We start from the raw sequence: 12293 nt of genomic DNA, 5'->3' as shown, positions 1-12293 counted from the left end.
GCGCAGTGAGGAGCGGCAACACTCCTCGACTCCCGCACCATTGAGGGTTCCCGGGCAATCCGCCCGGGGACCCTCAACGTATGTGACCCTTGCTCCCATGCCCGTCGTGCGTGACCTGCGCGTACTCCTGCGCCTTCGGAACTTCCGCCGCCTGCTGGCCGTGCGGATCCTGTCCCAGTCGGCCGACGGCGTCTACCAGGTGGCCCTCGCGGCACACGTCGTCTTCTCCCCGGAGAAACAGGCGTCCGCCGGCGCCATCGCCTCCGCGATGGCCGTCCTGCTGCTGCCCTACTCGCTCATCGGCCCGTTCGCCGGGGTACTGCTGGACCGCTGGCCACGCCGCCAGGTCTTTCTCTACGGCAATCTGCTGCGCGCCGCACTCGCCTGCTGCACCGCGCTCCTGATCCTCGGCTCCGCCCCCGACTGGCTCTTCTACACCTCGGCCCTCTGCGTCACCGCGGTCAACCGGTTCGTCCTGGCCGGCCTCTCCGCAGCGCTGCCGCGTGTGGTCGACCGGGACCTGCTGGTACTGGCCAACTCGCTCTCACCGACCGCCGGCACCCTCGCCGCCACAGCGGGCGGCGGCCTCGCCTTCGCCGTCCGCCTGCTGCTGGCGGATTCCGATGCCGCGGTGGTGCTCCTGGGCGCTGGGCTCTACCTCGCCTCGGCACTGGCGTCCCTGAGCCTCGCCTCCGGGCTACTGGGGCCGGACCGGAAAGACATGCGCCTGCGGCTGCGCACGGCTCTGGCCACCACCGCCCGCGGGCTGGTCCATGGGGTGCGCCATCTGGCGGAGCGGAAGAACGCCGCACGGGCGCTCGCCGCCATGACGGTGATCCGCTTCTGTTACGGGGCTCTGACGGTCATGGTCCTGATGCTGTGCCGGTACGCCTGGGCCGACAACGACTCCGACGGGCTGGCCCTGTTGGGCCTGGCGGTGGGCGCGTCCGGTGCGGGATTCTTCGCCGCGGCCGTGCTGACCCCCTGGGCCGCGGGACGGCTCGGCAGGTTCCGCTGGATGGTGGTGTGCGCGGCGGCAGCCGCTGTACTCGTACCGGCTCTGGGTCTGTGGTTCAGGCCCGCGCCGATGCTCGTCGCCGCGTTCGTGCTCGGCCTTGTCACGCAGGGAGCGAAGATCGCGACGGACACGGTGGTGCAGACCGCGGTGGACGACGCGTTCCGCGGCAGGGTGTTCTCGCTGTACGACGTCCTGTTCAACGTGGCCTTCGTAGGCGCTGCGGCGGCCTCCGCCCTGCTCCTGCCGCCCGATGGCCGATCGCCCGTCGTGGTGATCGGGGTGGCGGTGCTCTATGCCCTCGTGGCCGTGAAGCTGTTCCGGTGGCGCAGGCAGGAGTGAGGGCGCTGTTTCACGTGAAACAGCGCCCTCGGTACAGCCGCCGGCGGTCATGTTTCACGTGAAACATGACCGCCGGCTCTCCAGGCAGAGCGGACCTCAACGGTCCTGGCTCTGCGCTTCCCACCACTTCTTGAGTTCGGCGACTGCGGCGTCATGCTCCATCGGCCCGTTCTCCAGCCGCAGTTCGAGCAGGAACGCATACGCCTTGCCGATGACAGGGCCTGGCGTGACGCCCAAGATCTGCATGATCTCGTTGCCGTCCAGGTCCGGCCGGATCGCGTCCAACTCCTCCTGGTCCTGCAACTGGGCGATGCGCTCCTCCAGCCCGTCGTAGGTCCGTGAGAGGGCATTGGCCTTGCGCTTGTTCCGCGTGGTGCAGTCCGAGCGGGTCAGCTTGTGGAGCCGCTCCAGCAAGGGCCCGGCATCACGGACATAGCGACGGACCGCGGAGTCGGTCCACTCCCCGTCCCCGTATCCGTGGAAGCGCAGATGCAGCTCCACGAGCTTCGAGACGTCCTTGACCATGTCGTTGGAGTACTTGAGCTCGGCCATCCGCTTCTTGACCATCTTCGCTCCGACCACCTCGTGGTGATGGAACGAGACCCGCCCGTCCTTCTCGAACCGCCGGGTCCTCGGCTTGCCGATGTCGTGAAGCAGCGCCGCGAGGCGCAGAACGAGGTCCGGTCCGTCCTCCTCCAGCGCGATCGCCTGCTCCAGGACGGTCAGGGAGTGCTCGTACACATCCTTGTGACGGTGATGCTCGTCACTTTCCAGCCGGAGTGCGGGGAGCTCGGGGAGCACCTGCTCGGCCAGTCCCGTGTCCACGAGGAGGGCCAGACCCTTGCGGGGGTGCAAGGACAGCAGGAGCTTATTGAGCTCCTCCCGGACCCTCTCGGCGGAGACGATCTCGATCCGGCCCGCCATCTCCGTCATCGCGGCGACCACGTCTGGGGCCACCTCGAAGTCGAGCTGCGCGGCGAAGCGCGCGGCCCGCAGCATCCGAAGAGGGTCGTCGGAGAAGGAGTCCTCGGGCGTTCCGGGGGTGCGCAGCACGCGCTCCGCCAGGTCGTCGAGGCCGCCGTGCGGATCGACGAACTCCTTCTCCGGCAGTGCGACAGCCATCGCGTTCACCGTGAAATCGCGGCGGACGAGGTCCTCCTCGATGGAGTCACCGTAGGAAACCTCGGGCTTCCGTGAGGTCCTGTCGTACGCCTCGGACCGGTATGTGGTGACTTCGATCTGGTAACCGTCCTTCTGGGCACCCACCGTGCCGAAAGCGATCCCGACCTCCCACACCGAGTCAGCCCAGGGCCGGACGATCTTCAGCACGTCCTCGGGGCGGGCGTCGGTCGTGAAGTCCAGGTCGTTCCCCAGCCTGCCGAGGAGCGCGTCCCGGACCGAACCGCCGACTAGCGCGAGACTGAATCCGGCATCCAGGAATCGGCGGGCGAGATCATCGGCGACCGGGGACACCCGCAGCAGTTCACTGACTGCGCGGAGCTGCACCTGGGTCAGGGCGCTGGGGTTGTCTTCGTTGGCGTTCGGCACAACAGAAAAGGGTACGTGCCCGGACCGGCCCGGGCGTCATGGTTTCCGTCGGCCCTGCGAGACTCTCCCGATCATGTGGCGCACTCCCCGGCACTTGGTCACGGCGCACATCGTTACCATGCGGGGACGCAGCAACGGACGACGATCGACAGCAGCCGACGATGACGAGGGACGGGTACGCGTGGCCGAGGCGGCAGACATCCAGGGGATGAGTCCCTCTCCTGCCCGCCGGTGGCTGCGGCGCACAGCCTCCGCGCTCGCCGGGGCTCCGCTCGTCGCCGCGGTACTGGCAGGCGTGGCCGCCCCGCAGGCGCAGGCCGGCGCGGTGACCAAGGCGCCGCCCACGGGGTCCAGCACCGTTTCCGTGGCGTTGGACACCCTGACGCCCAGCGCCCCCGTGAAGGGGGACACACTCACCGTCTCCGGGACCCTGACCAACAAGGGCAAGGAGACCGTCACCGACGCGCAGGTCGATCTGCGGGTCGGTCCGCGGCTGTACAACAGGACCTCGATCGATGCGGCCGCCCGGCGCACCGGGTACATCCCCGGAACCGATCCCTATCCGATCGGCGGCAAGTACACCGTCGAGATCAACAAGCTTCCTTCGGGCATCAGCCAGGACTTCTCGCTGTCGGTGCCCGTCAGCAAGCTGGAGCTCGGCGACGACGGCGTCTACCAGTTGGGCGTCTCCCTGACGGGCCGGACGTCTCACGCCCAGTACGACCAGGTGCTCGGCATCAAGCGGACCTTCCTGCCCTGGCAGAGCGAGGACCGGGAGACCAAGACCGGGATCAGCTACCTCTGGCCGTTGATCGCATCGGCCCACCTCACCGCGGAGACGGGCTCCGACGAGCAGCAGACGCCGGTGTTCGCCGACGACGACCTGGCCGGCGAGATCGCGCCGGGCGGCCGCCTCGAACAGATGGTGTCGCTGGGCAGTCAGTTGCCCGTGACCTGGGTCATCGATCCGGATCTGCTGGCAAGTGTCGACGCCATGACCAAGAGTTACCGGGTCAAGTCCGGTGACACCACGGTCGCCGGGACGAACCAGGCCGTGGCCAAGAAGTGGCTCACCTCGCTGGAAGCGGCCGTGGCCGACGGGAAGGTCGTCGCGCTTCCCTTCGGAGACCCCGACCTGGCGTCGATCGCACACCGCGGCAAGAACGTGTCGGGCACGCTCCGCCACCTCCAGACCGCCAGTGAGGTCGCCGGGACGACGGTGGAGACCATCCTCCACATGAAGCCGTCGACCGACTTCGCCTGGCCCGTCGACGGTGCGATCGACCCGTCGATCGTCGACGTGGCCACCTCCGCCGGCGCTCACAACGTGATCGCGCGCAGCGACAGCCTTCAGGAGACGGCCGGCCTGCCGTACACGCCGAACGCGGCCCGGCCGATCGGCGGCGGTACCACCGCGGTGGTCTCCGACGCCCGGCTCTCCACGGCCTTCCAGGGCGACATGGCAGACGCCGGGAACTCCACGCTCGCCGTGCAGAAGTTCCTCGCCCTCACCCTGGCCCTGTCCGAACAGGACACGGACAAGGACCGGAACATCGTCGTCGCCCCCCAGCGCATGCCGACGATCGCCCAGGCCCAGTCGATGGCCCGTGCCCTGCACGCTCTCGACGACGACCGCTGGACGCAGTCCCGGACCCTGATCCAGGCCGCGGCGGCGAAGCCCGACGCAGAGGCCACCACGGCGGTCCCCCGGGCGTCCCAGTACCCCAGGAAGCTGCGCAGCCAGGAGCTGCCCACCCAGGCCTTCCAGGACATCAAGTCCACCCAGGCCTCGCTCGACGACTTCCAGGTCATCCTCACCCAGCCCGAGCGGGTGGTGACCCCCTTCGGCAACGCCGTCAACCGGTCCATGTCGACGTCGTGGCGGGGCAAGCCCCTGGAGGCGCAGCAGTACCGGGACTCGGTGCGCACCTACCTCCAGGGCCTCATCAGCGAGGTCCAGCTCATCTCGAAGTCGGACGTCACGCTGTCGGGCCGCAGCGCCACGATCCCCGTGACGGTGCAGAACAGGCTTCTCCAGGACGTCGATCACCTGGTGCTCCGGCTGAGGTCGGAGAACGCGACGCGTCTCGAGCTCAACGACGGCGGCGCGGTGGCTGAGCAGCCGATCCAGATCGGCGCCGGCCACAGCCAGTCCGTGAAGTTCGACGCCGCGGCCAAGATCAACGGCCAGGTGCAGATGACGGCGCAGCTCTACACGGAGGACGGGAGGCCGTACGGCGCGGCGATGCCCTTCACCGTGAAGGTGTCCGAGCTCACTCCGACCGTGCTGCTCGTGATCGCCGGCGGACTGCTGCTGCTGGTGCTCGCCGGCATCCGGATGTATGCACATCGCAAGCGTGCGAACGCGGGCGGCGCGGCGGGCGACGACGGCAGTGAACCCGAGCAGCCGAGTGACCCGACGCCGGACACCGGTCCCGAAAGCACGGAGCCGTCGGGCACGGGTGAGAAAGTGGACCGTTGAGCGATGTCTGTCGTGGCCGGTCGGCCGGGGACGATGAGGTGGGGTTTCGATGAACGCGCCGTACGACGGTGACCGCGGTCAGGGTACGGGCGGAGCTGGGTCTTCCGGCGGACCACCGGTACCCCCTGGGCCGGAGCAGGTGCCACAGGCACCCGACCCCTATCTGCAGGCGGCGTACGACTACGACCCCTACCGGGCACAGGATCTCTCCGCCCAGGACCCGGTGAGCGAGGCGCTGTACGACCGCGCCGCGCATCCGCCGCCGCCCCCCGGCACCTACCAGCAGCCGCAGCCGCTCTACCAGCAGCCGCCGGCCGCTCCGTACCCGCCCGATCCCCGGATCTGGGCACAGACCCCGCCTCCCGAGCCCGACGGTCCTTCGCGTCATCTGCCGTACGGGGACGACGCCGCGACCACGCAGTTCGTGGGTGTGGACGATCTCGTCACGCAGGCGTCGGCGAACCGTGAGGAGCCGGATGCCTTCGCGCACCTCTTCCGGGACCAGGAGGGCCCCGCGGGATCCCCGCCCCCCTCCCAGCCGGAGCCTGCTCCTGCACCCGCCCCGGCGAAGTCCGGCGGTGGCCGGGCGTCCAGTCTGCTGAAGTCCAGTGCGGTCATGGCCGCCGGAACCCTCGTCTCGCGGCTCACAGGGTTCGTCCGCAGCCTGGTGATCACCGCGGCGCTCGGCGCGGCCCTGCTCGGCGACAGCTTCACGATCGCCTACACACTGCCGACGATGATCTACATCCTCACGGTGGGCGGCGGTCTCAACTCGGTCTTCGTCCCGCAGCTCGTCCGGTCGATGAAGGACGACGAGGACGGCGGCGAGGCCTACGCGAACCGGCTGCTGACCCTCGTGATGGTCGCGCTGGGCCTGATCGTGGCCGTCGCGGTCTTCGCGGCGCCCTTCCTCATCCGGCTGATGTCGTCGACGATCTCCAACGATCCCGCGGCCAACAACGTGGCCACCACGTTCGCCCGGTACTGCCTGCCCACCATCTTCTTCATGGGTGTGCACGTCGTCATGGGCCAGATCCTCAACGCCCGCGGGAAGTTCGGCGCGATGATGTGGACCCCGGTCCTCAACAACATCGTCATGATCTTCACGTTCGGCCTGTTCATCTGGGTCTACGGCACGTCGCACGAGTCCCACATGGGCGTCGACACGATCCCGCCGGAAGGCGTCCGGCTGCTGGGCATCGGTACGCTGCTCGGCCTGGTCGTCCAGGCCCTGGCCATGATCCCGTACCTGCGCGAGGCCGGGTTCCGCTTCCGTCCGCGCTTCGACTGGAGGGGCCACGGGCTCGGCAAGACGGTCAGGCTGGCGAAGTGGACGGTGCTGTTCGTCCTCGCCAACCAGGCCGGTGTGCTGGTCGTCACCCAGCTCGCGACCTCCGCGGGCAAGGCGTCCGGCCAGAACGGGGCGGGCTTCCTCGCCTACTCCAACGCCCAGCTGATCTGGGGCATGCCGCAGGCGATCATCACCGTGTCGGTCATGGCCGCGCTGCTGCCGCGCATCTCCCGTGCCGCCCACGACAACGACCCGGGCGCGGTCCGCGACGACATCTCCCAGGGCCTGCGCAACTCCGCCGTGGCCATCGTGCCGGTCGCCTTCGGCTTCCTCGCCCTGGGCGTGCCGATGTGCACCCTGCTCTACGCCTCCAGCGGCCCCGAGGCAGCCCGCTCCATGGGATTCATCCTGATGGCCTTCGGCCTCGGCCTGATCCCCTACTCGGTGCAGTACGTGGTGCTGCGCGGGTTCTACGCGTACGAGGACACCCGCACCCCCTTCTACAACACCGTGATCGTCGCCCTGGTCAACGCGGCGGCCTCGGCGATCTGCTACGTCGTGCTGCCCGCCCAGTGGGCCGTGGTGGGCATGGCAGCCTCCTACGGGCTCGCCTACGCCGTCGGCGTCGGTATCGCCTGGCGGCGGCTTCGCAACCGCCTCGGTGGCGATCTGGACGGCGCCCATGTCGTGCGCACCTACGCCCGGCTCTGTCTCGCCGCTCTCCCCGCTACCGTGCTCGGCGGCGTTGTGGGATTCGGTCTGCTCCACGTGCTGGGCGACGGAGCCTTCAGCTCGCTCGTCGCGCTGATCTGCGGTGGTGCCATGCTGCTGGGAGTGTTCTTCGTCGCGGCGAAGCGCATGCGGATCGAGGAGATCAACGGCATGGTCGGCATGGTCCGAGGACGGCTCGGCCGCTGAGGATGGCCGGCCCGCACAACCATCGCCGGTCTCCGCGTGTCGTGCATGGTGCCGGAGTATGGGCACAATTGGCGTGACTGTGCAGAGCTGGCTGGCATCGCGCAACGGATGGGGAGGCAGGAACGACCGTGGCGGAACGTAGCACGGCTGCCGTCGACGTGGCCGACAACAGCGGGGACGAACCGCTGGCCGCCAAGGCGGACGAGGCCACGACCGACGGCACGGCAGAAGCTCAGGATTCGACGAGCACAGGCCATGAGGAAGCGGAGGAGGAGCCGGGCGGCTCCGATGTCGCCATGTCCTCGCCTGATCTCCACAGCGGGCACAAACTCGCCGGCCGCTACCGGCTGGAGGAGTGCGTCACCCGTCTGGACGGATTCAGCAGCTGGCGCGCTGTCGACGAGAAACTGCGGCGCGCTGTGGGCGTCCACCTCCTGCCCGCCGACCATCCACGGGCCCGCTCGGTGCTGGCTGCGGCCCGTTCCTCGGCGCTCCTCGGCGACCCCCGCTTCGTGCAGGTCCTCGACGCGGTCGAGGAGAACGACCTCGTCTACGTCGTCCACGAGTGGCTTCCGGACGCCGTAGAGCTCACCGCTCTCCTGGGCGCCGGCCCGATGGACGCCCACGACGCCTATCAGCTCGTCAGCCAGCTCTCCCAGGCCATGGCAGCAGCGCACCGCGAGGGCCTGGCCCATCTGAGGCTCACGCCCGGAGCGGTGCTGCGCAGTTCCTCCGGCCAGTACCGCATCCGCGGTCTTGCGGTGAACGCCGCACTGCGGGGCATCACCTCCGACGGACCCCAGCGGGCCGACACCGAGGCGATCGGCGCCCTTCTGTACGCGGCCCTGACCCGGCGCTGGCCGTACGAGAGCGATGCCTACGGCCTCACCGGGCTGCCCAAGGGCGTGGGCCTGATCGCACCCGACCAGGTGCGGGCCGGAGTCCACCGCGGGCTCTCCGAGATCGCCATGCGGGCGCTCGCCAACGACGGAGCCACGGCCTCCCGTCAGGAGCAGCCGTGCACCACACCGGACGAGCTCGCGAAGGCCGTCGCTGCGATGCCGCGCATCCGCCCGCCCGAGCCCACGTTCACGGCTCCGCCCGACTACCAACGGACCACGTACCAGCAGGGCACCTACGGACGCCCCGCCGGGCCCGGCGGCAGCGTCCCTCAGCCCGTGCTCGCCACACCTCCCGCCCCTCTCCAGAGCCGCACCGGAAAGGCCCTCAAGTGGGCCGTGTCCGCGCTGCTCATCGCGGCGCTGGGGCTCGGCAGCTGGCAGCTCGCCGAGACGCTCCTCGACCGCGACAACGGCTCCAGCGACCCGGGAACCACCCAGACCAACCCGGAGAACGGCGACGAGCCGAAGCCCAAGCCGCCCGCCACCCCCCTGAAGATCACCGACGCCGCGGAGTTCATGCCCAGCGGTTCAGGGATCAAGCCGGAGCAGGTACCGAACACGATCGACGGCAAGCCGGGCACCTCGTGGGTCACCCCGCGGTACCAGGGCTACCCGAACTTCGGCAACATCGTGGCCCGCAAGGACGGCAGCGGGATAGTCGTTGACCTGGGCAGCGTGAAGGACGTCTCGGGCATCGACGTCACCATGTACCGCAGCGGGCAGAAGACGGAGGTGCTGGCAGCCGACGAGAATGCCTCCGCACCCTCGTCCCTGTCGGACTTCCCGCAGCGCCTCACCCCGCTCGCCACGGCGGGAAGCAGTCTCAAGGAATCCCTCGCCAAGCCGGTACGGACCCGCTACGTCCTGATCCACGTCACGGAACTCCCTCAGGACGACACCGGGAGTGGCTATCGCGGAGGAATTTCGGAGATCTCCGTTCTCGGCTGACCGGCCCTCCCCCTGCCCACCTGAACCGTGATAGACATGCGGACCTTGATTCAGCGTGGGAGGGAGGGGGAGGTGGCCGCCGAGCCGTCGGGACAACTCAGCGACTCAGACCTCCTCGCTCGCCACGTAGCCGGTGAACCCGATGCCTTCGGCGAGCTCGTACGACGTCATCGCGACCGGCTGTGGGCCGTGGCGCTGCGCACCCTGGGCGACCGCGAGGAAGCGGCCGATGCCGTGCAGGACGCCCTGATCTCCGCCTTCCGCGCCGCCCACACCTTCCGCGGCCAGTCCGCCGTCACCACCTGGCTGCACCGCATCACGGTCAACGCCTGCCTGGACCGGGTCCGCAAGGCCTCCTCCCGGAAGACCGCACCGGTCGACGACCCGGAACGGCTCGACCAGCTCATGGAGCCGCACGAGTCCGCCGAGGCGCCGGCCGAGCGTCAGGACCTCCACCGCGAGCTGTTCGCTGCCCTCGCCACTCTCCCCGTCGAACAGCGCGCCGCGCTCGTCCTCGTCGATATGCAGGGATACCCGGTGGCCGAGGCCGCCGACGTACTCGATGTGCCTGTCGGCACCGTGAAGAGCCGCTGCGCGAGGGGCCGCGCCAGGCTGGCTCCTCTGCTCACCCATCTCCGCGGCCGAAACAGCGACAGAAGCGGAACCGGCGATAGCCCGGGGCAGGAACAGGGCCAGGAGACGGCAGGGAACCGGACGCCGAGAACATCCGTCCCACCGGCAGCGGCACCGAGAGACGCAGAGACGACTGATCCAGCAGCAGCGAAGGGCGGAGGTGGACACGCATGACATCAACGACCGACACGACCCGGCACCCGGACGTCTCGGAGATCTCCGATCTCACCGAAGGTCTGCTCTCCCCGTCCCGCACGGCTGATGTCCAGCATCACGTGGACGGCTGCGAGCTCTGCGCCGAGGTACACACGTCGCTCATGGAGATCCGCGATCTTCTCGGCGCTCTGCCCGCCCCGGAGCCCATGCCCTCCGACATCGCAGACCGCATCGACGCCGCGCTCGCTCTGGAAGCCCCATCCATACATACAGCGGTGCCGGAAGCGGCCACCGATGTTTCACGTGAAACCGAGCCCTCTGCCGCCATTGCCTCCCCGGAGGTCACAGACCGCCCCGCCGGACACCCGCGCGCTGCGACAGGTCCCGGCCGTCGTCCGGCACGGCGACGGCGGCGCACCGCAGTGCTCGGTGCAGCCCTCGGCGCTGCCGTGGTCGGCGTGAGCATCTTCCTGCTGCAGAACGTCCAGTTGTCCCAGAGCAGTGACGACAACACCGTCATGGACCGCGGGTCTTCCCTCTCGAAGACCGGCACGGACACGTTCTCGCAGTCCACGCTCGAAGAGCAGGTCTACGACCTCCTGGGCTCCCACACGGACGCTGCCAGCCCGCAGGACAGCAGCGGCGACAAGGAGGCTCCTTCCCTCGGCACGAAGTCCTCGCCGAAGAGCACGTCGACGACGTCCGCATCGCCGCAGTCCCCGCTCCGGGCGCCCTCCGTGAGCGTCCCTTCCTGTGTGGAGCAGGGAATCGGCCGGAACACCGGCGCCCTCGCCCTGGAGCGCGGCACGTATGAAGGTGCTGATGCCTTCCTCGTCGTGCTGCCCCACCCCACGGACGTCGGCCGGGTCCAGGCCTATGTCGTCGACGCGGCATGTGTCGGTGCCGAGCCCCCGGCCAAGGGGAAGCTCCTGCTGACACACACGTACGCACGCCCCTGAGGACCACGCCGGATGCCGCCCGGCACGTCGGGAATGCATCCCCCGTAGGATCCGTTGGGTGGGGTGAGAGTCGTTGAACCGACCCCAGTAGGCGTGGACAGTAGGCAGTCTGCAGAGACGAGGAAGAATCCCGTGAGTGACGTGCGTAATGTGATCATCATCGGCTCCGGCCCCGCGGGCTACACAGCCGCCCTGTACACCGCGCGCGCCTCACTGAAGCCGCTGGTCTTCGAGGGCGCCGTCACCGCCGGCGGTGCGCTGATGAACACCACCGACGTGGAGAACTTCCCCGGTTTCCAGGACGGGATCATGGGCCCGGAGCTCATGGACAACATGCGCGCCCAGGCCGAGCGCTTCGGCGCGGAGCTCATTCCGGACGACGTGGTCGCCGTGGACCTCACCGGTGACATCAAGACGGTCACCGACACCGTCGGCACGGTGCACCGCGCCAAGGCCGTCATCGTCACCACCGGCTCGCAGCACCGCAAGCTCGGTCTGCCCAACGAGGACGCCCTCTCCGGACGCGGCGTCTCCTGGTGTGCCACGTGTGACGGGTTCTTCTTCAAGGACCAGGACATCGCCGTGGTCGGCGGTGGCGACACCGCGATGGAAGAGGCCACGTTCCTCTCCCGCTTCGCCAAGTCGGTCACCATCGTCCACCGCCGTGACTCCCTGCGTGCCTCCAAGGCCATGCAGGAGCGCGCGTTCGCCGACCCCAAGATCAAGTTCGCCTGGGACAGCGAGGTCGCCGGTGTCCACGGTGAGCAGAAGCTCTCCGGTCTGACCCTGCGCAACACCAAGACCGGCGAGACGTCCGAGCTCCCCGTGACCGGCCTGTTCATCGCCGTCGGCCACGACCCGCGCACGGAGCTCTTCAAGGGCCAGCTCGACCTCGACGACGAGGGCTACCTCAAGGTCGCCGCTCCGTCGACGCGCACCAACCTCACGGGTGTCTTCGGCGCCGGCGACGTCGTCGACCACACCTACCGGCAGGCCATCACCGCTGCCGGCACCGGCTGCTCCGCCGCTCTCGACGCCGAGCGCTTCCTGGCCGCGCTCGCCGACAACGAGAAGGCCGCTGCGGCCACCGTCTGATCCA

At 69.2% G+C, this 12293-nt stretch carries 8 protein-coding genes; 7 read left to right on the top strand and 1 reads right to left on the bottom strand.

Translation table 11 applies throughout. The features are described 5' to 3' along the window. Positions 1 to 97 precede the first annotated feature (97 nt). Positions 98 to 1357 carry an MFS transporter gene (locus OG408_RS19790; RefSeq protein WP_285572276.1) on the top strand — a complete coding sequence of 420 codons (1260 nt, stop codon included), beginning with the start codon at positions 98 to 100 and terminating at the stop codon, positions 1355 to 1357. A gap of 96 nt (positions 1358 to 1453) precedes the next feature. On the opposite strand, the gene OG408_RS19785 is transcribed toward OG408_RS19790, so the two are convergent. Next, on the bottom strand, positions 1454 to 2905 hold the full coding sequence (locus tag OG408_RS19785) for a CCA tRNA nucleotidyltransferase (RefSeq protein WP_285570626.1): 1452 nt from the start codon (positions 2903 to 2905) through the stop codon (positions 1454 to 1456). Between the two features lie 181 nt (positions 2906 to 3086). Between OG408_RS19785 and OG408_RS19780 the strand changes: the two genes are divergently transcribed. The 6 genes from OG408_RS19780 (at position 3087) to trxB (ending at position 12289) form a co-directional block, all read left to right on the top strand. Then, positions 3087 to 5387, top strand: coding sequence for a DUF6049 family protein (locus tag OG408_RS19780; RefSeq protein ID WP_326671089.1), 2301 nt, complete (start codon positions 3087 to 3089; stop codon positions 5385 to 5387). Between the two features lie 49 nt (positions 5388 to 5436). Further along, a complete protein-coding gene (murJ, locus tag OG408_RS19775; protein ID WP_266780403.1) occupies positions 5437 to 7596 on the top strand; it encodes a murein biosynthesis integral membrane protein MurJ in 2160 nt (719 codons plus the stop codon). Positions 7597 to 7724: 128 nt separating this feature from the next. Beyond that, on the top strand, positions 7725 to 9446 hold the full coding sequence (locus OG408_RS19770; protein WP_326671087.1) for a protein kinase family protein: 1722 nt from the start codon (positions 7725 to 7727) through the stop codon (positions 9444 to 9446). Between the two features lie 36 nt (positions 9447 to 9482). Continuing rightward, positions 9483 to 10253, top strand: a complete 771-nt coding sequence (sigM, locus tag OG408_RS19765; protein WP_326671086.1) for an RNA polymerase sigma factor SigM — start codon at positions 9483 to 9485, stop codon at positions 10251 to 10253. Continuing rightward, entirely contained in the window at positions 10250 to 11194 is a 945-nt protein-coding gene (locus OG408_RS19760; protein WP_326671084.1) for an anti-sigma factor family protein, read from the top strand. The genes sigM and OG408_RS19760 overlap by 4 nt, the downstream gene beginning before the upstream one ends. 132 nt (positions 11195 to 11326) lie before the next feature. Then, positions 11327 to 12289, top strand: coding sequence for a thioredoxin-disulfide reductase (gene trxB, locus OG408_RS19755; RefSeq protein WP_285570645.1), 963 nt, complete (start codon positions 11327 to 11329; stop codon positions 12287 to 12289). The last annotated feature ends 4 nt before the right edge of the window (positions 12290 to 12293 follow it).

It is taken from the genome of Streptomyces sp. NBC_01257, assembly GCF_035917255.1.
GTDB lineage: Bacteria > Actinomycetota > Actinomycetes > Streptomycetales > Streptomycetaceae > Streptomyces.
The sequence above is the reverse complement of the archived record's forward strand: the minus strand, read 5'-3'. Positions and strand labels throughout refer to the sequence as shown.